General features: G+C 65.1%; 20 protein-coding genes. 1 reads left to right on the top strand and 19 read right to left on the bottom strand.

From position 1 onward, the window contains the following. Positions 1-6 precede the first annotated feature (6 nt). The 12 genes from JI75_RS03900 to lepA form a co-directional block, all read right to left on the bottom strand. Positions 7-1,584: a PASTA domain-containing protein gene (locus JI75_RS03900; RefSeq protein WP_039688914.1), complete on the bottom strand. Its 1,578-nt coding sequence runs from the start codon at positions 1,582-1,584 to the stop codon at positions 7-9. A 118-nt stretch (positions 1,585-1,702) separates the two neighbouring features. Beyond that, a complete protein-coding gene (gene era / locus JI75_RS03895) occupies positions 1,703-2,629 on the bottom strand; it encodes a GTPase Era (RefSeq protein WP_039688912.1) in 927 nt (308 codons plus the stop codon). 13 nt (positions 2,630-2,642) lie between these two features. Continuing rightward, positions 2,643-3,056 (bottom strand): diacylglycerol kinase family protein, encoded by a 414-nt coding sequence (locus tag JI75_RS03890; RefSeq protein WP_039688910.1) that lies wholly within the window; start codon positions 3,054-3,056, stop codon positions 2,643-2,645. 5 nt (positions 3,057-3,061) lie between these two features. Further along, positions 3,062-3,529, bottom strand: a complete 468-nt coding sequence (gene ybeY / locus JI75_RS03885) for an rRNA maturation RNase YbeY (protein WP_039688908.1) — start codon at positions 3,527-3,529, stop codon at positions 3,062-3,064. A 2-nt stretch (positions 3,530-3,531) separates the two neighbouring features. Beyond that, the gene (locus JI75_RS03880) at positions 3,532-4,500 is read right to left on the bottom strand and encodes a PhoH family protein (RefSeq protein ID WP_039690480.1); all 969 of its coding nucleotides are present in this window, start codon (positions 4,498-4,500) and stop codon (positions 3,532-3,534) included. A 10-nt stretch (positions 4,501-4,510) separates the two neighbouring features. Beyond that, positions 4,511-5,719, bottom strand: coding sequence for a MiaB/RimO family radical SAM methylthiotransferase (locus JI75_RS03875; protein WP_039688906.1), 1,209 nt, complete (start codon positions 5,717-5,719; stop codon positions 4,511-4,513). Between the two features lie 8 nt (positions 5,720-5,727). Further along, on the bottom strand, positions 5,728-6,843 hold the full coding sequence (gene dnaJ, locus JI75_RS03870; protein WP_039688904.1) for a molecular chaperone DnaJ: 1,116 nt from the start codon (positions 6,841-6,843) through the stop codon (positions 5,728-5,730). A gap of 58 nt (positions 6,844-6,901) precedes the next feature. Further along, complete coding sequence (gene hrcA, locus JI75_RS03865) at positions 6,902-7,915, bottom strand: heat-inducible transcriptional repressor HrcA (RefSeq protein WP_039688902.1); 1,014 nt, start codon at positions 7,913-7,915, stop codon at positions 6,902-6,904. Between the two features lie 126 nt (positions 7,916-8,041). Then, a complete protein-coding gene (gene hemW, locus JI75_RS03860; protein ID WP_052241746.1) occupies positions 8,042-9,220 on the bottom strand; it encodes a radical SAM family heme chaperone HemW in 1,179 nt (392 codons plus the stop codon). Then, positions 9,213-10,211 carry a tRNA dihydrouridine synthase DusB gene (dusB, locus tag JI75_RS03855; protein WP_039688900.1) on the bottom strand — a complete coding sequence of 333 codons (999 nt, stop codon included), beginning with the start codon at positions 10,209-10,211 and terminating at the stop codon, positions 9,213-9,215. Before dusB ends, hemW begins: the two co-directional genes overlap by 8 nt. Before the next feature lie 9 nt (positions 10,212-10,220). Next, positions 10,221-10,418 (bottom strand): hypothetical protein, encoded by a 198-nt coding sequence (locus JI75_RS03850; RefSeq protein ID WP_039688898.1) that lies wholly within the window; start codon positions 10,416-10,418, stop codon positions 10,221-10,223. 23 nt (positions 10,419-10,441) lie between these two features. Next, the gene (gene lepA / locus JI75_RS03845) at positions 10,442-12,271 is read right to left on the bottom strand and encodes a translation elongation factor 4 (RefSeq protein WP_039688895.1); all 1,830 of its coding nucleotides are present in this window, start codon (positions 12,269-12,271) and stop codon (positions 10,442-10,444) included. A 330-nt stretch (positions 12,272-12,601) separates the two neighbouring features. Between lepA and rpsT the strand changes: the two genes are divergently transcribed. Then, entirely contained in the window at positions 12,602-13,105 is a 504-nt protein-coding gene (gene rpsT / locus JI75_RS03840) for a 30S ribosomal protein S20 (RefSeq protein WP_039688893.1), read from the top strand. Positions 13,106-13,177: 72 nt separating this feature from the next. Here rpsT and holA read toward each other — a convergent pair whose 3' ends face one another. The 7 genes from holA to mihF all read right to left on the bottom strand — a co-directional run bounded on the left by holA (position 13,178) and on the right by mihF (position 19,829). Beyond that, entirely contained in the window at positions 13,178-14,164 is a 987-nt protein-coding gene (gene holA / locus JI75_RS03835; RefSeq protein ID WP_039688891.1) for a DNA polymerase III subunit delta, read from the bottom strand. A gap of 9 nt (positions 14,165-14,173) precedes the next feature. Next, the gene (locus JI75_RS03830; RefSeq protein ID WP_158407617.1) at positions 14,174-16,246 is read right to left on the bottom strand and encodes a DNA internalization-related competence protein ComEC/Rec2; all 2,073 of its coding nucleotides are present in this window, start codon (positions 16,244-16,246) and stop codon (positions 14,174-14,176) included. Between the two features lie 305 nt (positions 16,247-16,551). Continuing rightward, positions 16,552-17,235, bottom strand: a complete 684-nt coding sequence (locus JI75_RS03825; RefSeq protein WP_052241568.1) for a helix-hairpin-helix domain-containing protein — start codon at positions 17,233-17,235, stop codon at positions 16,552-16,554. Between the two features lie 192 nt (positions 17,236-17,427). Further along, on the bottom strand, positions 17,428-18,666 hold the full coding sequence (gene thiI, locus JI75_RS03820) for a tRNA uracil 4-sulfurtransferase ThiI (protein WP_039688889.1): 1,239 nt from the start codon (positions 18,664-18,666) through the stop codon (positions 17,428-17,430). A 13-nt stretch (positions 18,667-18,679) separates the two neighbouring features. Next, positions 18,680-18,940 (bottom strand): DNA-directed RNA polymerase subunit omega, encoded by a 261-nt coding sequence (locus JI75_RS03815; protein WP_039688887.1) that lies wholly within the window; start codon positions 18,938-18,940, stop codon positions 18,680-18,682. A gap of 13 nt (positions 18,941-18,953) precedes the next feature. After that, positions 18,954-19,517, bottom strand: a complete 564-nt coding sequence (gmk, locus tag JI75_RS03810; RefSeq protein ID WP_039688884.1) for a guanylate kinase — start codon at positions 19,515-19,517, stop codon at positions 18,954-18,956. Between the two features lie 3 nt (positions 19,518-19,520). Continuing rightward, positions 19,521-19,829 carry an integration host factor, actinobacterial type gene (gene mihF, locus JI75_RS03805; RefSeq protein ID WP_039688882.1) on the bottom strand — a complete coding sequence of 103 codons (309 nt, stop codon included), beginning with the start codon at positions 19,827-19,829 and terminating at the stop codon, positions 19,521-19,523. Positions 19,830-20,016: the final 187 nt, after the last annotated feature.

Raw genomic sequence — 20,016 nt, 5'->3', positions numbered from 1 at the left:
GACGCGCTACGAAACCGAAGCGACGGTGTTCGATTCGGTCCAGGTTATGACCGCCTCGACGTCGCGGGCCGACAGCGAGACCGTTTCGCCCAAAAAGCTCATGAAGGGCTTCCCGACGAACTGGACCGACGTCTGGTTGTTTCCGATGTACTTGACGCCGTTCAGGCTCTGCACCTCGTAGCTGACGCCGCCCACCGTGATCTGCTGACCCTTGTACACGTAGGCCTGGACGGCCGCAACCAGCTCGGCGCCGCGCGACTTCGACACGTTCAGCACCACCGTGGAGCCCGACTCGAGCTTCGATCCCGGCGAGGGGGAGCATCCCAGCACCGTGCCGTTGTCCACCTGATCGGAATACGAGTACTGGATCTCGCAGCGGTAGCCCGCCTCCTCGAGCGCCTTCTGGGCCGCGTCGGCCGATTTGCCGGACACTTCGGGAACCGTGTGAGGAATCGCCACGGTCACCTGGATCTCGGTCGTGCTGGCCGCGCGCTCGCCCGGAGCGGGCGAAACCCCCAGCACGGTTCCCTCAGGTTCGTCGGACTTCTCCTCCGCGAAGGTCACCGACGTGAATCCCTCGTCTTTCAGCTGCCGCTCGGCATCCTCTTTGGACTTGCCCGCGATGTCGGGGACGATGCGGGCCGTGGAAACATGGATGATGACCTCGGTTCCCGCACCCTGGCGCTCGCCCGCCTCGGGATCCATCACCAACACGAGGCCCTCGGGTTCGTCGGACTTCACCTGCAGCGCCTTCACGGTAAAGCCCGCATCGCCCAAGACCGCCTGGGCCTCGGACTGCGTGAGCCCCGTCACGTCGGGAACGGTCTTTCCGCCCCAAAGCTCCATCTGGTACGTCGCGGCGGCGGCGATGGCCGCCAAGGCCAGAAGCACCAGGGCGACGAGCAGGGCGATCTTGCCGCGACCGAGCCGCTTTTTCTTGGAATCGGAAGCGAGGAAGTCCTTCGACCGGGGCTTCTCCTCGTCTGTCACGCGCGGGAACTCGATGGTGTGCCCGTCGTTCCAAACCGGGCGGGGGGCGGTGGCGGCGGGCACGACCGCCTCGCCGAACTCCGAGAGCCCGTAACCGGACGCGTCGAGCCCCGAAAGGTCGATGCGCGTCGTCGTGTCCGCCGCGTTCGAGAGGAACTTCAGGCTCGCGGGCGCATCGGGTGCCGGGCGGGGCGCGCCGGGGTCGGGGTTCGGCGCGGTTTCGCCCGCGGGGTCGGGATCCTCCGAAGCGTCGGTCCGGTCGTTCTGCTCGGCGGATGGGAAGCCCTGCTCGGAAGCATCGTCCGGCATCGCGGCCTCATCGGGATCGCCGGGCGCTTCAGACCCTTCGGGCCCGCCGGCGACATCGGCGGCGCTTTCAGGCGCTTCGGCACCCTTTTCCGCGTCGGGCGCAACGGGAGCGGAAACGGCGCATGCGCTGCTGTCGGACCCCTCGTCGGCGTCGGATATCTCGCTGAAATCGAAGTCGAGGGCCCCGCGGTCCTCTTCGCCGGGCGCCGGACGCAGAAGCGCCCCGCACTCGTCGCAGAACTTGGCGCTCTCGCGGTTATGGCTCTGGCAGTTGGGACAGATCATTCGTTCAATGCTCCTCTGGGTACGGTCGAGACAATTCTATACGAAACCCGCCTGCGGATATGACCCGAAGACCCGATAAGGTGCAAATTTTAACCGACGACCGAAATCAGGCGCGCCCCTACAGGCCCTCCCCGTAGCCGAAACGGCGTATCTGGGTGGCATCGCGGCGCCAGTTCTTCTTCACCTTGACGTTCAGATCGAGGTACACCCGCGTACCCAGAAGCTGCTGGAGGTCTTCGCGCGCCTCGATTCCGATCTGCTTGATCGCAGCGCCGTGCTTGCCGATGATGATCCCTTTCTGGCTGTCGCGCTCGACGTAGATGATGGCGCGGATGCTGTCGAGGTTGGTCTTGCGCGTGTACTTCATCTCCTCGACGCGCACACCGATCGCGTGGGGAACCTCGTCTTTGAACGTGCGCAGGATCTTCTCGCGGATGAACTCGGCCACCACCACCTCGATGGGCTGATCGGTCTCCATGTCGTCGGGGAACCACTTGGGGCCTTCGGGAAGGCAGGCCACCACGGTGTCGATGAACCCGTCGACGCCGTCGAGCGTCTGCGACGAGCACGTCACCACCGAATCCCAATCGGCCAGACCGCGCGCCGCTTCGAGCTGGGACTCAACCTGATCGGGAGTCGACAGGTCGGTCTTCGACAGAACCAGCACCTTCTTCGAGCGGGCGCGCTTGACCTGCTCGGCAACCCATTCGTCGCCCGTGCCGACCGGCTTTGACGAGTCGATGAGCATCGCCACCACGTCGACGTCCTCGAGCGCCTTGAGCGCCGAGGTGTTCAGCTCCTCCCCCAAGGCGTCGTGGGGTTTGTGCAGGCCCGGGGTATCGACCATGATCATCTGGAAATCGGGCCGGGTCAACACGGCGCGGAACCGATGGCGCGTGGTCTGGGCCGTGTTCGACGTGATGGCGATCTTCTTCCCCATGATGGCGTTGAGCAGCGTCGATTTCCCCGAATTCGGGCGCCCCACCAACGTGACGAAACCGGAGCGGAAGCCCTCCGGGCTGCTGAAGTCGAAATTCGAGGCCATGAAACCCCTTCCCTTAAAACCCGAGCATACCGAGGATGCGCGGAACGAATACGATGAGCCCGACAACCGCCGAAGCGGCCGCCGAGGCCAAAACCGCACCGGCTGCGCAGTCCTTGGCGCGGCCGGCCAGCTCGGAGTAGTCCGGCGAGACCAGGTCGGTCAGCGACTCGACGGCGGTGTTGGCGCACTCGGCGGCGACGACCGACCCGATGCACAGCGCCAGAAGCGCCCACTCGACCGCGCCCACGCGCAGGATCGCCGCGAGCGCGACCACCGCGACGGCGGCCGCGGCGTGGATCCTCATGTTGCGCTGGGTGGAAAACGCGTACGAAACGCCCTTTGCCGCGCATCTGAACGCATCGGCGAGCGTGAAGCGGGCCGGTCGGTTCGGGCCGGCCGCGCCCCGCCGCCGAAAACGCCCCGTCATCCCCGTCACCGGGCGAACGGGCGGCCGTAGAAAGACGAGAGCAGCTCGCGCTCGCGGCGCTCCATCTCCTCCGCCTCGCCGTCCTCGCAGTGGTCGTACCCGCACAGATGGAGCAGCCCGTGGACCAGCATGAGGCTCAGCTCGTCGGGAAACGCCGTGCCGAACTCCGCCGCCTGCCGCTCGCACACGTCCGGGGCGATGACGATGTCTCCCAGCTCGTACACGTCGGCCTCCGCAGCGTCGAAGCCGGCGTCGGCGACGCCGTCGCATTCGAACGACAAGACGTCGGTCGCCCGGTCGATGCCGCGGTACTCGCGGTTGAGCTGATGGATCTCGTCATCGGTCACGAAGTTCACGGAGACCTCCGTGCACGCGGGCTTTCCCTCGCTTTCGATGACGAAGCGGGCGATGCCCTCGATGTCGATGAGCCCGGCCGCATCGGGGCGGTACGGGCAGTTGATCGAAACGTCCATCGCTATCCTCTCTCGCCTGTGCGCTCGTAGGCCGCCACGATGCGGGCGACCAGGGAATGGCGCACCACGTCGCGCGCCGAAAGATCGCAAAACGCGATATCGTCGAGCCCCTCGAGAATCGCACGGGCGCCGGCGAGCCCCGAGGCCGCGCGCGGTATGTCGAACTGGGTGTCGTCGCCGGTGATGACCATGGTGGAGCCGAAGCCCAACCTCGTGAGGAACATCTTCAGCTGTTCGGGCGTGGCGTTTTGCGCCTCGTCGAGGATGATGAAGCTGTCGTTGAACGTGCGCCCGCGCATGAAGGCGAGCGGAACGATCTCGACGGCCCCGCTGTCGATGAGGCGCCGTGCGCGGTCGGGTCCCACCAGCGAGAACAGGGCGTCGTAAAGCGGCCTGATGTAGGGATCCACCTTCTCGGTGAGCGTCCCGGGGAGAAACCCCAGGCTCTCGCCCGCCTCGACGATCGGGCGCGCGAGCACGATGCGGCCGACCTCCTTGCGCTCGAGGGCCGCTGCGGCGAGCGCCATGGCGAGGTAGGTTTTGCCCGTGCCCGCAGGCCCCAGCCCGAACGAGACGGTGTGGGTGCGTATCGCGTCGGCGTAGCGCTTCTGACCAGCCGTCTTGGGGCGCACGACCACCGCGCCCCGGGAATAGAGCACGTCTTCGCGCAGCTGCGCGGGGGACAGGTCGGACGCCTCTATCAGCCGCGCGAAGCGCCTGATGGAGGCCCCGTTCGGCGCCTCGCCGGCCGCAACCTGGCGAAACATCTCGCTGAACAGGGATTGGAGGACCTCGACCTCGGCGCCGGGGCCCTCGAAGGACACGCGGTCCCCGCGCACCGTCACGCGCGCGGAGAACAGACCCTCGATCAGGCGAAGGTTCGCATCATGGGGACCTAGGACCAGGCCCATGTCGGTGCCGGGGGGCGCTGTGAGCGACGATGTGCACCGCTTCTGCCGCTGTTGTTCCATACCGCCCATTCTAGCATCCCTCCGCGCGCGGCTGGATGACCACCGGGACAAGGTCCCCGGCCATCGCCATCAAGGGAACGGGGACCTCGTGGTAGCTTTCGGTGAGGGCGCTGTTGGCCTCCACCGCCACTTGCTCGACCGTCCCCACGCGCCGCTCGTAGTCGCGCCGCCCCAACTCCGCCGACAACCGGCGCAGCTGCGCCGCGCGGCGGCGCTTCACCTGCTCGTCCACCTGGTCGGTCCTGAGCGCTGCGGGCGTTCCCTCGCGCAGCGAGTAGGGAAACACGTGCAAGCAGGAAAACGCCAAGCGCTCGACCAGCTCCTTCGTCATGAGGAAATCCTCTTCGGTCTCGCCTGGAAACCCCACGATCACGTCGGTGGACAAAGACAGCATCGGCATGCGCTCGTACATGCGCGAAACCAGCGCCTCGAACCAATCGGCCGAATAGTCGCGCGCCATCTCGGAAAGGACGCGCGAACTGCCCGACTGCAAGGGCAGATGCAGATGGCGGCAGACGCGGCCCTCGGAGCGGGCCATGATGTCGACGAGGTTGTCGCTCACATCCTGGGGCTCGATGCTCGATACGCGGAAGCGCGGAGGCGCCCCGCGCCCGTCGAAGGACGCCGTGCGCTCCAGCAGCCGCTCCAAAAGCCCGGCCAGGTCAACGCCTTCCGAAGCGTACGAACCCAGGTTGATGCCGGTAAGCACGATCTCCTTGGCCCCGGCGCGCGCGTAGGCGACGGCCTCGTCGACGACCCGGGCCGCAGAAACGCTGGTCGCGCGTCCCCGGGCGACGTGCACGATGCAGAACGTGCAGGCGTGGTCGCATCCGTCTTGGACCTTGATGCTCACCCGCGTGCGGAAGCCCTCGCCCATGCGCAGGGCGCGGGCGCCCGGGTCGGACGGGATGCGCTCCGACAGGCGCCCCTTGGGCACCACTTCGACGCGCGCATCCATGTCCCTGAACTCGCCCGGGTCGATGGCCGATGCGCAGCCGGTTACCAGCACCTGGGAATACCCGTTCGCGCGCAGCGCCTGGCGGACGGCCTTGCGGGCCTTCTTGTCGGCCTCGCCCGTGACCGTGCAGGTGTTCACCACCACGAGGTCGGCCTGCTCCATAGAGACCGAGCGGCCGCCCTGCGCGATGAGGGCGGCCGCTACGTCGTCGGATTCGACGCGGTTGACCTTGCATCCTAGATTGATCACCGTGAACTTCAAGGCGCCCCTTAGTTGAACACGTCGCGCAGGCGCTCGAGCGGGCTGCGCGCGTCCGACACTTCGTCGCCCAGCTCCTGGGCCAGCTGCTCGAGCAGATCGCGCTGCTTTTTGGTTACCTTCTTGGGAATGACCACGTTCACGTGGACGAACAGGTCGCCGCGCGCATCGCTGCGGAAGCGCGGGAGCCCGAATCCCTTGACGCGAACCACCTGGTCGTTCTGGCATCCTTCGGGCACATGGACCGACACCTGCTCATCGGGCATGATCCCGCCCAGCGAGATATCGGCCCCGAGGGCCGCCTGGACCATGCTGACGTTCGCCCGCACATGCAGGTTGTCGCCGTCGCGCTCGAAGAACTCGTGGGGCTGGATGCGGCAGGTGACGATGAGGTCGCCCGACTTGGCTCCGCGCAGACCCGCCTCGCCGAAGCCGCTCACGCGCAGCTGCTGGGCATCGCGGATGCCGGCGGGCACCTCCACCGTCACCCGCTGACGGTCGGGGACGCGGCCCTGGCCGTCGCACTCCGAGCAGGGGTTCTCGATGACGCGGCCCGTCCCGCCGCAGCGCGGGCACGTGGTCGCGGTCTGCATGTCGCCCAGAAACGTCCGCTGGACGGTGACCACGCGGCCGCGGCCCTGGCAGTCGGGGCAGGTGACCTCCTTGCCGTCCTCGCCCAAACCCGAGCACTCGGGGCACGGGGAGAGCCGGTCGTACACGATCTCCTTCTTGACCCCGGTCGCCACTTCCTCGAGCGTCAGGCGCAGCCCCACGCCCATGTCGCGGCCCTCGCGACGGGCGGAGGGGTTCTGCGCTCCCCCGTTGAAAAACGAGCTGAAGATGTCGCCCATGCCGCCGAACAGGTCGTCGAAGTCAACGTAGCCGCCGGCCCCCGACGGGCCGCCCGCAGCGCCGGGAACGGTCCCGAACCGATCGTAGGCCGAGCGCTTGGCCGGGTCGGATAGAACGTCGTATGCCTCGTTCAGCTCCTTGAACTGGTCTTCCGCATCCTCCGATCCGTTCACGTCGGGATGGAGCTTGCGCGCCTTGCTTCGGAACGCCTTCTTGATCTCGCTGTCAGACGCCCCGCGCGCGACACCCAGAACCTCGTACAGATCTTTGGCCATGCTTCGGCATACCTTCTTTCGCTATCGGGCAAAACGAGCCCGCTTCCTTTTTTCGATTCTAGTCTTCGTCAAGCGCCGCGCTCGCGATGCGCACCGCCTTGAGCACGCGCGAGTAGTCCATGCGCGTCGGGCCGATCACCGCCACCACGCCGGCCGAATCCCCGCGTCCGTAGCGGTTCGCCACAACCGAGACGCCGGAAAGCTGCTCGGTGGGGTTCTCGCTGCCGATGCGCACCATCGGGGCGCCCCGCTCGGCATCGGAGGTGGGATCGAGTATCTGGAGGAGCACCGCGTCGTCTTCGAGCACCTGCATGATGGGGATGAGCGCACTCGACTCGCTGAACTCCGGCTTGCGCGCCAGCGAGCTCATGCCGATACGGTGCGCATGCGCGGTGTCGTGCTCGTGCAGGCAGGCTATGATCTCGTCGATGACGAGGCGCACCAGGGGGTTTCCGAAGTAGTGGTTGCTCAGGCCCTCGGCGCTCATCTTCACGTCGCGCGCCGAGCGGCCCGCGAAGAAGTCGTTCAGGATGCGCTGCACCTCCGAGAGCCTCTCGGGCTCCACCGCTTCGGCGAACTCCATCTGGCGGTTGTAGACCTGGGCGTCTTTGGTGACGACCACGACCACGGCCTGGCGATCCGAAAGGGAGATGAGGGTGATCTGCTTCACCGTGGCCGTCCGCGCGAGGGGCGCGACCACGATGGAGAGGCAGTCGGTAAGGCGGGCGAGGGCGTTGGAGGCCGAATCCAGAAGCTCGTCGAGCTCGCTCGCGCTGCTTTTGAGGCGCTCGACCAGCTCGCGATCGTCCTCGCCGTGGCTGATGGCCCCGTTGGCCAAAAGGTTGTCCACGAACGTGCGGTACCCCAGGTCGGTGGGTATGCGCCCGGCCGACGTGTGGGGCTGGGAGATATAGCCGGCGTCCTCGAGGTAGGACAGCTCGTTGCGCACGGTCGCCGGGCTGACCCCCAGGTTGTAGCGCTCGGTCAGCGTGCGCGAGCCGACGGGAAGCGCTTGCGCCACGTACTCCTCGATGAGAACGGCCAGCACGCGCTGGCGCCTATCCGAAAGCATCGATGCCACCTCCCTGATACAACCGCGCGCGAAAACGCGCACCCGATGCCGTCCGCTGTATTCTAGCAGTTAGCCCCACGGTGTGCTAAGAGACGCCTTTCGCGGCACAACCCCACAACCAAAGCGTTACTTCGCCTCTGCGGGGCCCGCCGGTCCGTCGGGAACCTGCGCGCACCCGAGGATGCGTCCGTACAGGTCGTTTCCGCACAGCCACCCCGCGTCGGTCGGCCGCCAGCGACCGTCGGCGCGCTCGACGTACCCCTGCGCCGCAAGCGACTCGAGCTCGCCGCGCAGATGGGGAAAGGCCCCGATCGCACGGGAGACCAGCGCCTCGCTCGGCCCCTGGCTCATCCTCATGCCCAACATGACGTCTTCCACCAGCGCTTCGCGGGCGGATATGCGCTCTTCCACCGCGCCGTCGCGCACGCGGATGCGCTCGCCTTCGTTTTGCAGCATCGATACCGCCGAAGTGCCCAGCCCCAGGTACGGCACGCCCGTCCAGTACGCGCGGTTGTGCCGGCACTCGAAGCCGGGTTTCGCGTAGCTTGCCACTTCGTACCGATGAAAACCAGCTGCGACCAGCAATTCTTCCGCAGTGCGCATATGGTCGGCCTGCGTATCGCCGTCGGGGTCGGGCACCTCCCCCGCCTCGATGGCGCGCGCAAGCGGCGTGCCCTCCTCGACGGACAGCGGATAGACGCTCACGTGGGAAACCCCCGCCTCGATGGCCGCTTCGACGCTGCGGCACAGCGATTCTTCGCCCTGCCCCGGAATGCCGCACATCAGATCGCAGCTGACGTTGTCGAAGCGAAGCCGGGCAGCCCCGATGGCGCACCGGGCCGCCTCGGCGTCGTGCGCGCGGCCGAGCAGAGCCAAAACCCCGTCGTCGAAGCTCTGAACGCCGATCGAGAGGCGGTTCACGCCCATCGCCCAGGCGTCGCACACGATACGGTCGGTGAGGCTCTCGGGGTTCGCCTCCATCGTGACCTCGCACCGATCGGGAGAAAGGTTCATCGACAGCGACAGCGCGTACAGAAGCGACGAGAGATTCGACAGCCCGAGGTGGGTCGGGGTTCCACCGCCGATGTAGACGGTCTCGACCTGCGACAGCTCCCCTGCGCGCGACGCGCGGAACAGCTCCACCACCAGCCGCTCGACGTAAGTGCGCACCGCAGCGTCGTCGCACGCGACCGCCTCGGTCGAAAAGTCGCAGTACGAGCAGCGCTTCTTGCAGAACGGGATGTGGATGTAGAGGGCCCCGAACGGCTCGTGCGAAGCGAGCAGGGACGTCGCGGCCCTAGACATGGCCGCATCGCGCATCGAGCGCGTCGTGGAGTGAAGCCTGCTCGATCATGTCGTCGAGCACCGAGTCGAACTCGGCAAGCGTCGAGCAGCGGGTGAACCGCGCGCGGGCCGCCGAGGCCCCGGGAATGCCCGCGACGTACCACATGGCATGCTTGCGCATCCGCACGATCTGGCCTTCTGCCCGCTCGGCCAAAAGCCGTGCATGGCGCCGCGCCATCTCGATCCGCTCGCGCACCGTAGGGAGGTCGGGAACCTCCCGACCCTCGAGGGCGGCCTTCACCTGGGAGAACACCCAGGGGTTTCCCTGGGCCCCGCGCGCGATCATGATCGAGGCGCACCCGGTGTCCCGAACGAGGGCGCGGGCCGAAGCCGCATCGACCGCGTCCCCGTTGGCGATCACGGGGACCGAAACGGCCCGCCTCACCCGCGCGATCGCCCCGCGATCGGAGCGGCCCCTGTACATCTGGCGCGCGAAGCGGCCGTGAACGACCATCGAAGCCGCGCCGGCGTCCTCCATGCGGCGCGCGAAATCCACGCACGTCTCGACGCCCTCGTCGTATCCGCGCCGGAACTTCACGGCCACCGGGTGCTCGATCGCCGCGCCGACCGCCGACACGATGCGGGCGGCCAGCTCGGGATCGCGCATCAGAGCCGCGCCGTCCCCTTTGCCCGTGATCTTGCGGGCGGGGCACCCCATGTTGATGTCGAGGTAGACCAGTGCTTCTCCCAGCGCGTCTTCCACCCATGCCGCCTGCGCGGCCATGGTGTCGGGCTCGTGGCCGAAGATCTGGACCGCGATGCGGTCCTCCCCTTCTCCCAGCTCTAAGAGCTTGCGCGTCTTCTCGCTCGCGTACGACAGGCCCTTTGCCGACACCATCTCGGTGTACGCGAGGTCGGCCCCCTGCTCCTTGGCCAGAAAGCGGAACACCTCGTCGGAAACGCCCGCCATCGGAGCCAGAAGCACGCGCTGCCTGTCGAAGAAACCCCCCATGGCGAACGCCTACGCAGACGCGAGGGCCGCAAGCGAGGCAAGGGCCAGGCCGACCAGCACCACGATGAGGACGAGCGCCGCGAGGCACCCCGCACCCAGGGCGACCTTCATGCCGCCGCCCATGCCCGACGAGGCCTCCTCGCGGGCGGCCTTCTTCTCGTCGAACGCATCGTCAAGCCAGCTTGTCTCCTCGTCGCTTCTTCCCATCGGGGCACCTTTCGAACCGCAGTCTATTCGTCGACCTTCAGGATAGCCATAAACGCCTCCTGGGGCACTTCGACGTTTCCGATGTTCTTCATACGTTTCTTGCCCTCCTTCTGCTTTTCAAGGAGCTTGCGCTTACGCGAGATGTCCCCGCCGTAGCACTTGGCCAAAACGTCTTTGCGCTTCGCCTTGATGGTCTCGCGCGCCAAAACGCGCCCGCCGACGGCCGCCTGGATGGGCACCTCGAACATCTGGCGCGGGATGATGCCTTTGAGCTTCTCGGTCAGGACGCGGCCCCGGTCGTAGGCCTTGTCCTTGTGGATGATGAAGGACAGGGCGTCGATGGGCTTGCCCGACAGCAGGATGTCCAGCTTCACCAGCTTGCTTTCGCGGTATCCGGCGAACTCGTAGTCAAGCGAAGCGTAGCCTTTGGTGCTCGACTTCAGCCGGTCGAAGTAATCCATGATCATCTCGCCGAGCGGCATCTCCCATAAAAGCTCGACGGTGGTCGGGGACAGGTAGTTCATCGTGATGAAGTTGCCGCGCCTCGAAACCGTCAGATCCATGACGGCTCCCACGTAGTCGGGCGGGACCAGGATCTTCACTTTGAGGAACGGCTCTTCGATGCGATCGATCTCGGAGGGGTCGGGAAGCTCTTGGGGGGAGTGGAGCGACACCATCTCCTTGTTCGAGCGGTACACGTGGTACTCGACGGAGGGAGCCGTGGCCAGAAGGTTCAGGCCGAACTCGCGCTCGAGGCGCTCCTCGATGACCTCCATGTGCAAAAGCCCCAGAAAGCCCACGCGGAAGCCGAAGCCCAGCGCATGGGACTTCTCCGCCTCCCATATGAGCGCCGGGTCGTTGAGGGAGAGCTTCTCCAGCGCCTCTTTCAACGGCTCGAACTGGTCGCCCTCTATCGGGAACAGGCCGGTGAACACCATGGGCTTCACGTCGCGGTACCCCGGAAGCGCCTCGTGCGACCCGCCCGAAGCCGTGGTGACCGTATCGCCCACCTTCACCTGGGAGACGTCTTTCAACCCGGTGACGAGGTACCCGACGTCGCCCGCGCACAGCGCGTCGAGCGGAACCTCCTTGGGGCAGCGCGCGCCCACCTCCTCGACCAGCGTCTCGGTGCCGCTGGCCATCATGCGCAGGCGGTCGCCCTTGGCGATGGATCCATCGACGACCCTGATCAGAGCCACCACCCCGCGGTACGGGTCGAAAAACGAGTCGAAGATCAGCGCGCGCAAGGGCCCCTCGACGTCGCCCTGCGGCGCCGGAACGTTGTAGACGATGGCCTCCAGCAGGTCGTGGACGCCCACGCCCGTCTTCGCCGAACACAAAACGGCGTCGTCTGCGGGTATGGCCAGCCCGTCTTCGATCTGCTCGCGCGCGCGCTCGGGCTCGGCTGCCGGCAGGTCGATCTTGTTGATGAGCGGGACTATCTCCAGATCGGCGTTCATGGCCATCATGGCGTTCGCGACGGTTTGGGCCTCGACCCCCTGGGTCGCGTCCACTACGAGGACCGCGCCTTCGCACGCTGCGAGCGAGCGCGACACCTCGTAGGTGAAATCGACGTGGCCCGGCGTGTCGATCAGGTTGAACTCGTAGGTCTCCCCGTCGTCGGCCTTGTATTCGACCCGAACGGCCTGGCTCTTGATGGTGATGCCGCGCTCGCGCTCGATATCCATGGTGTCGAGGATCTGCTGCTGCATGTCGCGCGCGGAAACCGCCCCCGTAAGCTCGAGGATGCGGTCGGACAGCGTCGACTTGCCGTGGTCGATATGGGCGATGATCGAGAAGTTCCTGATCTTGCTAGGATCATGGGTGGTTTTTCGGGAGCGTTGAGGGGCCATGGGCTCACTTTCGGCGGACGGGGCGGACTTTTCCGACACGGCGCGGCGCGGGGCCGCAGGGCGCTCGGTCAGATCAGAGCGCCATTATACCCGACGGGAACTTTGCGGCCCCAGCGGGCGACCGGCCGCGATAGTAAAACCTCATCTGCGGAAACCATGTGGAACCTTGCAAGGCGGCGCTCCGAATGGAAGCGAGGTCGGGTAAAGTACCCACACGTGCGGCTTTTCGGCCCCTTTTTTTAGCCTGACCTTGTGCAAAAAACGGGGTTGTATGCTAGAATCATCGAGTTTCGTCTGGAAACGCAAGGTTTATAACTACGGAGGATTAGAGTGGCAAACATCAAGAGTCAGAAGAAGCGCATCATCACGAACGAGAAGTCTCGTCAGCGTAACCGCGCTGCAAAGTCCGAGCTGAAAACCGCAACTCGTCGCGTGAGGGAAGCTGTCGAGGCCGGTAACGGCGCCGAGGCTTACGCTGCAGCTCTCGCCGCTTGCCGCCTGTTGGACAAGGCAGCTGGCAAGGGCGTGATCCACAAGAACCAGGCCGCCAACCGCAAGTCCGGCATCATGGCCTCCATCAACGGCATCGTGACCGACGCCGATCGCGCCGCCTACGTGAAGCCCCAGCCCAAGCCGCAGAAGACCGGCTCCAAGAAGGCCGAGGCCAAGGCTGCCCGCAAGGCCGCCCAGGAAGCCCTCAACGCCGAGAAGGCCAAGCGCGTCGAGGCTCAGAAGAAGGCCGAGGCCAAAGCCGCCAAGGCCAAGGCTGAAGCTGCCAAAGCCGCTGCCGAAGCCGAGACCGAAGAGTCTCCTGCCGAAGAGGGCGCTGAATAGCGCATAGCGCACGATCCTCGGATCTGTCCGCATATCAAGGTTGAAGGGCCCCGAAAGGGGCCCTTCCCCGTTTTATCGGTCGGCAGGACGGGCTGCGACCGCGATCACCCAATCCATGAAGGTGCGGTCGGGATCCGACCCGCTCTTCATAGCGCGCTCGGCGTCCCTCAGCGAAACGAGGGCGCCCTCCAGTTCGGCCAACGTGAACCTCCGCGCGTCGGAGGCGTGGTTCTTATAGCGCCACGAAGGACCTCCCAGCACGCGCTCGAGGGGCGTCGAGTCGCCCCGCTGCTCGATCGTCTTGGCCAAAACCAGCTCGCGCATCCTCGTCGCGCAGAGCGTGATCAGGCCGTAAGCGGGGTTCTTTCCCAAGCGCGGATACATGCCCACGCAGGCGGCCACATCGCGCCGCGCCAGCGCGTCGACGAAGTTCCACGGCGCCAGCTCGGACGTGCGCGCCACCATCGACTCGATGTCGCGATCGGTGACCGGGGCGCTTGTTCCCGCATGGGAAAACGCAAGCTTCCTTAATTCCGAATCGATGCGAACGGTGTCGGTTCCCACGAACTCGACCAGCTTGTCGGCCGCGGCGGCGGTCATAGTGAAACCGTGGCCGGGCGCCATGGAGCGCACCGCCTTCGCCAGCTCATAGGATTTCATGGGGGCGCAGTCGATGATCGCCGTCTTCCCCACACCGGCCACGGCCTTGTACAGGCGCGTGTTCTTGGCGAGCTTGTCGGCTATCAGGGCCAGCACGGTCGAAGGGGACGGATGGGCAAGGTAGTCGACCAAGGCCTCGGAATCCTCTTTCCTCATCTTGTCGGCCTGGGCCACCTCGACGAGGCGGACGTCGCTCATGAACGGCAGGGTGTTGCACGCCGCCGCGACATCGGCGCCCGACGCGGACTCGCCGTCGAACCGGTCGTGGTTGAACTCGAGGTCCCCGAGTTTGGATGCGCTTTCCCTCAACCTCTCGATCACGCGGCGCTGCTTCAGCAGGTCTTCGCCGACGATGAGGTAAGCGGGCAAAAGCGTTGGTTGTTTCGATGAGGTATCCATGCATCCATTCTACCGTTGTGCGGAGACCTTCAGCCCCGAAGCCGTTATTTCGCACGAAACCTCGCCGCTCAGATCGGTGCGCATGATGATCGAGCCCTCGTCCCGAAGAAGCGACAGGACCCGTTTGCTCGGATGGCCGTAGCGGTTGTCCTTCCCGACGCTCACCAGGGAAAGGCGGGGAGACAGGGCCTTTGCGGACGCGGCGTCCAGCCCCGAATCCGACCCGTGGTGACACACCTTCAAAACGTCGATGCCGCTCACTCCCCCGCTCACGACCTCGGAAAGCTGCTCGACCTCCAAATCCCCCGTGAACAGGGCCCTGCAGTCTTCGGATCCGTCTGAATCCGCGTCGCAGCGAACGTCGAGGCAGACGCTGTCGGCGTTGCCGCACTCGTTCTCGATGCGGTAGGGCCACACCACCCGCATCGAGAACGTTCCCAGCGACATCGAGTCGCCCGCCTGCACATAGCGCACCTCGCCGGAGACGCGTCGCGCGGTTTCGACGAGATCCTCGACCTTGCGCTGAGGGCACGCATCGGCGCCGCGGGCAAGCACGACGCGGTCGATTTCGGCCACGCGGCCCAAAGCGTCGAGGGAGCCGCAATGGTCGTCGTCGGCATGCGTGATGACCACTGCATCGAGATGGCTCACATGGTTTCGAGCCAAACCCCTCACGAGGCTCGCATCCGACCGACCCGTGTCGATGAGCATGGTTTTTCCGCGTCCGATGAGGAGAAAGGAGTCCCCCTGGCCCACGTCGAGCATGACGATGCGGGAACAGAACCAATGCGGGGGCCATGCAACCGAAAAGACCGCAAGCGCCAAAAACGCCGCAAGGGCAACGACAGCGCACTTCTTTCCCCAAAAAGGCGGGAGGGCATAGAGCGCACCGGCGGGGACGAGCGTCGCTAAAAGCGCCTGCGGTGCGGAAAGATAGAACGGAACGCAGGCATACGGGATACCGGACAGCAGGGACAGAACCTGGGCCAGGGCATCGCACGAGAGCAGCGCCGGGACGAATGCGCAACCCGAAAGCGCGGGAAACGCGGCCGAGACGATGCACGCTGCGAGCCCGAGCGCGCATATGAGGGGAAAGAACGGCGCTGCGATCACATTGGACACGAGAAAGACCAGCGGAAAACGCGAGAACAGATGGATCGACAACGGGAGCGACAGCAGGTTCGCGGATACGGAAAGGGAGATCGCCTCGACGATCGCGGACGGGACGAGGGGCGCCAAGTGCCCCAGATACGCCGCGATGCGCGCCTGGAACAGCACGATGCCCAAAGTGGAAAGCACCGAAAGCGCGAAAGACGGGGAGAGGGCGCAGAACGGATCGATCACGAGGCATCCCACGATCACCAGCGCGAGGGCCTGCAGGCAAGCCGGCCTCCTGCGAGCGAAGAAGGAGGCTGCCCCGAGGGTGCACATGACCGTCGCGCGCACCGCCGAGACGGGCGCGGCCGAGAACACGAGATAAGCGGCCAGCACGCCGATAAGCAGCACGATGCCGAACGCGCGGGGCAGCCTCAACCTCCGCACCGCAAGCATGATCATCCCCGCGACCATCGCAAGGTGCGCCCCCGACACGGCCACCATATGCGCCAGCCCGCAGGCTTTGAAATCCTCCCCCGCCTCGGTTTCCAACAGCTCGCCTCGATACCCGCACACGATCGACTGAACGATCGCCGAGGATTCGCCCCCTCCTTTCAGGCGCTCGATCGAATCGCGCCTCGCCTTCCCTATCGCCGCGAACGGGGAATAGTCGGGTATCGGCTGGGCTTTCTCCATCCGCACAACACAGGCGGCGCCCGCGCTCCAAGCCGCCGTGTCGTCCTCGAAGTCGACTGCCAAAAACGAGCCGGCCCCCGCCACGCGGTCCCCGTAGAGCAGACCGCTGTCCTTTGGGAGGACGACCTTGGCCCTCAGATTGCGCGCGACTACGTAACCCCAGGCCGTGTCGTTCCATGAAGAAGGCCTCGCGTCGCTGGTGAGCACGATCTCGGTGCGCTCTGACGAGCCTTCGATCGAAGAGGCTTCACCATGCAGCTGCTTCGAGGCGAAGATCGATGAAACGATCACGCATACAGCCAGAACAACCACAAAAAGTATCTTTAAATAATACTTGGATAGCCGTTCAGCGATTTTAAATAAAAGAGAATTTTCTGAATGATCTGGATTTCCTTTCCGAACGAAGCGACGGGATGCCAGCGCTGCGAACCCGAGCGACGCCGCTGCCAGGAAAAAGGCAAACGCCAAGGCAGATGCGAAATGAGGATCGCTCCGACCCGACTCCAGGATCGCGGCTCCCGCGCCCCAAAGGCAAAGCGCTGCTGTGAGAAGAAGCGGGATGCGCGGGCTTCGAGCAGAGCTCGCCTCAGGCGCGCTCATACCGTGATCTTGTCCTTGAACTTGGCAAGCGTCTTCTGCCCGATGCCCGGCACCTTGGTAAGCTCGTCAACCGACGCGAACCTGCCCCGCTCGGTTCTGTACGAGATGATCTTCTTCGCAAGCGACGGGCCGATCCCGTCTAGGGACTGAAGCTCTTCGGCCGTTGCGGTGTTGACGTTCACCAGCTTCCCCTGGGATCCGGCAGGCGAACCGGCGCTCGGGGCGGGGTTATCGGCCGTCGGCGCAATGTGGGCCGCATCGTCTTTCGAGGGAATGCGAACTTCTTCCCCATCGACCAGGACGCGGGCGAGCCCCAGTCCCGAGTCGGCCGCATCGGATGTCAGACCGCCGGCAAGCATCACGGCGTCGTTGACCCGTGATCCCTCGGAAAGCGTGTACACCCCCGGTTTTTCCACGCACCCCGAAACCTGGATCGTGATATCCCGGTTTTCAGCCGCAGCCGGCTTCTCCGCCTCCGTCGAGGACTGCCGGGCTTCTTGCGGCGCCGTCGGATCGGCCTTGGCTTCGATATCGAACGAAGCGGGTTGGAACGCGTAGGTTTTGACGAGTACCGCAACCAGCACGACGATTGCCAGCAAGCCCAATCCGATCAGGGATTTTTCCGACTCGTTCTTAGAAGCCCGATCTTTCAGCGCCTCGAGGCGCGTGTCGATATGCATGACGTCTCCTTCCCTCGAGGGAAAGATAAGCCCGCAACCTCGCAGGATCCCACCCGCTGTGCGCCCGAACCCCGCCTGGAAGGCGGTTCGGAATCCAAGCGGAATCGGCCTTCTCAAACAGAAAACCGGCCCAATGGACCGGTTTTCCAACGAATCTTGCCTTCGCGCTCTGCGGAATCCGACGAATCCCCTCTATTGCCCCTGCTGATCGGCGGCAATAGAGCCGCGGGGCCGCTTGTACGAAGGGCATGCGTAGTCGTGGACCTCCGCCGAATCGGCGATGGAACAAACCCACTGCTCGATGGGAAGGGCGCTTTCGGCCTCCTCGACCACCGCAAGGTCCCCCTGCGTCTCGGGGTTGCGCGGCATGAACAGCGTGCAGCAGTCGGATACGTCCTGGGAGGAGATGTCGAACGTGCCCAGCGCCTCGGCATCGGCTATGATCTCCTGCTTGTCAGACCCGATGAGCGGCCTGAACACCGGCAGATCAACCACGGCGTCGGTGCAGCGGATGTTCGCCAGCGTCTGGGATGCCACCTGGCCCAGGCTCTCGCCGGTGACGAGCGCCCCGGCGCCCTCGCGGCGGGCGATCTCCTGGGCGACCCTGAACATCAGGCGGCGGTACATGATGATGCGCAAGGCGGGCGGTACCTTGAGGGATATCTCGCGCTGGTGGTCGCCGAACGGCACGATGTAGGTGCGTGCGATGCATCCGGAGCGCTCCAAGACCCGTGCGATGTCATCCACCAGATACTCGCTTGCATCGGATGCCTGGGGACGGCCCGAGAAATGCACCGCGATGCATATGGCGCCGCGCCGCGCGATGCGCCACGTCGCAACCGGGGAATCGATGCCGCTCGAGAGCAGGGTGACCACCTTGCCCGAGCTTCCCACGGGAAGCCCGCCCACCCCGCGCACGCTGCGCGCGTAGACGTACACGGCGTTCTGCACGACTTCGACCCCCACCTGAACATCGGGAGCCTTCATCTTGACCTGCTTTTCGGGGAAGCGCTCGCACAGCACCGCTCCGATGATGCGGTTCATATCCATGGACGTGGTCTCGAAGTCGGTATGGTTGCGCCGCGCTTGAACCTTGAAGCTGGAGAAATCCCCCGCCTCGGCAAGCGCCTCGATCGCAACCTGCCCCATAACCTCGAGGTCGCGTATGCATTTGAACCCGCACGAGACGCGGGCGACCCCGGGAACGCGCAGGATCACTTCGGAAGCGCGCACGGCCGTATCGAGGTCGGTGCCCTCCTTCAGAAACACGCACAGGCGGCCCGAGATGCGATGGATGGTCACCACCGGGTACCCGACAAGAAGAGACTCCACGTTTTTGAGGAGCCTCATCTCGAATCGCGCCCTGTTGTGACCTTTCAGCCCGATCTCGTGGTAGTGGATCAGGCAGATGCGCTGATGGTCCTGACTCATACGGTTTGCGAGCCTAGTGGTTCATCGCGTCGATCGAAGCGGGATCGTAGGAGACGTCTCCCTGCGCGATCTCGCCGAATGCGATGCTCAACGGCTTGGTGTCGGCAGCGCGCGCGATCTCGACCGCGGTCTGCAGCTGGATGGCGCGCTCGCGCTGACCGTGCATCATGTCGTTGATGTCGTGGGCGCGCTTGGAAGCCATCGCGCACAGCAGGAAACGGTCGTTGTCGGTGTGATCCAGAAGTACGTCGACCTTGGGTTCGATAATGCTCATACAGTCATCCCCGTTATTGTTCGGCTTGTTCGTTCACATAGTCGACGAGTTCCCCGAGCGCTCGCTCGAGGTCGTCGTTGACCAGGCAGTGATCATATTCGTGTTTGCGGGCGAGCTCGATTTGCGCCGTGCTCATGCGCGCCTCGATCGCCGCCGCGTCCTCGGTGCCGCGGCCCTCGAGGCGCCGCCTCAGCTCTTCGAGCGAGGGGGGTTCGACGAACACCAGGTGCGCGAAGGGCATGCGCTCCTTGACCTGGAAGGCCCCCTGCACTTCGATCTCGAGTATCACCTGGTCGCCCGCGGCCATATGCTCCTCGACCGACGCGCGCGGCGTCCCGTAGCGATTGCCCGAGTACGACGCCCACTCCAGCAGCCCGTCATGGGCCACCAGATCGTCGAACTCCTCGTCGCTCAGGAAGAAGTAGTGGGTCGCGTGCACCTCGCCCGGACGGGGCTTCCTCGTCGTGGCCGAAACGGACACCCACGCATCGGGAAGCTCGTCTAAAAGACGAGCCACCAGCGTGCCTTTGCCGGCACCTGATGGCCCAGATATGACGAAGAGATTTCCGCGTCGCATGAATTAGGAGAGGCGCTCCAGCAGGGCGGTCTGCTGACGCTCGCCCAGACCGCGCAGACGGCGGCTCTCGGCGATCTGGAGCTCGGCCATGATCTTCTCGGACTTGGCCTTGCCATAGCCGGGAAGCGTCTCGATCAGCGTGGAAACCTTCATGCGGCCGACCACGGGATCGTCCTTCATACCCAGGATGTCCTTGACGGAGAGCTTGCCGCTCTTCAGCTGCTCGCGGATCTCGGCGCGCTTGATACGAGCCGCCTTTGCCTTCTCAAGGGCAGCCTTGCGCTCTTCTGCGCTGAGTTGAGGAATGGCCATCGTAATCTCCTTTATAAGATTGGCTATCGGTAGTGAAATCCTACCGCACATTTCGGATTCCGACGAGTAGTTTAGCGTTGCCGTCGAAAAATTCAACAGTCAAACACAACGAACCCCATTTCAGGTGAAGAAAAACCTGAACAGGACACCCAACGGCTCCATCGACGGTGATTGTAGCGGATTGGAA

Source organism: Berryella intestinalis (genome assembly GCF_000814825.1).
Classification (GTDB): Bacteria; Actinomycetota; Coriobacteriia; order Coriobacteriales; family Eggerthellaceae; genus Berryella; species Berryella intestinalis.
The sequence above is the reverse complement of the archived record's forward strand: the minus strand, read 5'-3'. Positions and strand labels throughout refer to the sequence as shown.

Bases quoted from the DNA above. Each gene is read 5' to 3' on its own strand.
- dnaJ (WP_039688904.1), bottom strand. From the start codon at position 6,843: ATGGCCAAAGATCTGTACGAGGTTCTGGGTGTCGCGCGCGGGGCGTCT.
- JI75_RS03890 (WP_039688910.1), bottom strand. From the start codon at position 3,056: ATGACGGGGCGTTTTCGGCGGCGGGGCGCGGCCGGCCCGAACCGACCG.
- JI75_RS03825 (WP_052241568.1), bottom strand. From the start codon at position 17,235: ATGCATATCGACACGCGCCTCGAGGCGCTGAAAGATCGGGCTTCTAAG.
- JI75_RS03850 (WP_039688898.1), bottom strand. From the start codon at position 10,418: ATGGGAAGAAGCGACGAGGAGACAAGCTGGCTTGACGATGCGTTCGAC.
- lepA (WP_039688895.1), bottom strand. From the start codon at position 12,271: ATGGCCCCTCAACGCTCCCGAAAAACCACCCATGATCCTAGCAAGATC.
- hemW (WP_052241746.1), bottom strand. From the start codon at position 9,220: ATGTCTAGGGCCGCGACGTCCCTGCTCGCTTCGCACGAGCCGTTCGGG.
- ybeY (WP_039688908.1), bottom strand. From the start codon at position 3,529: ATGGACGTTTCGATCAACTGCCCGTACCGCCCCGATGCGGCCGGGCTC.
- JI75_RS03880 (WP_039690480.1), bottom strand. From the start codon at position 4,500: ATGGAACAACAGCGGCAGAAGCGGTGCACATCGTCGCTCACAGCGCCC.
- gmk (WP_039688884.1), bottom strand. From the start codon at position 19,517: ATGCGACGCGGAAATCTCTTCGTCATATCTGGGCCATCAGGTGCCGGC.
- era (WP_039688912.1), bottom strand. From the start codon at position 2,629: ATGGCCTCGAATTTCGACTTCAGCAGCCCGGAGGGCTTCCGCTCCGGT.
- holA (WP_039688891.1), bottom strand. From the start codon at position 14,164: ATGGATACCTCATCGAAACAACCAACGCTTTTGCCCGCTTACCTCATC.
- hrcA (WP_039688902.1), bottom strand. From the start codon at position 7,915: ATGCTTTCGGATAGGCGCCAGCGCGTGCTGGCCGTTCTCATCGAGGAG.
- thiI (WP_039688889.1), bottom strand. From the start codon at position 18,666: ATGAGTCAGGACCATCAGCGCATCTGCCTGATCCACTACCACGAGATC.
- JI75_RS03815 (WP_039688887.1), bottom strand. From the start codon at position 18,940: ATGAGCATTATCGAACCCAAGGTCGACGTACTTCTGGATCACACCGAC.
- mihF (WP_039688882.1), bottom strand. From the start codon at position 19,829: ATGGCCATTCCTCAACTCAGCGCAGAAGAGCGCAAGGCTGCCCTTGAG.
- dusB (WP_039688900.1), bottom strand. From the start codon at position 10,211: ATGGGGGGTTTCTTCGACAGGCAGCGCGTGCTTCTGGCTCCGATGGCG.
- JI75_RS03900 (WP_039688914.1), bottom strand. From the start codon at position 1,584: ATGATCTGTCCCAACTGCCAGAGCCATAACCGCGAGAGCGCCAAGTTC.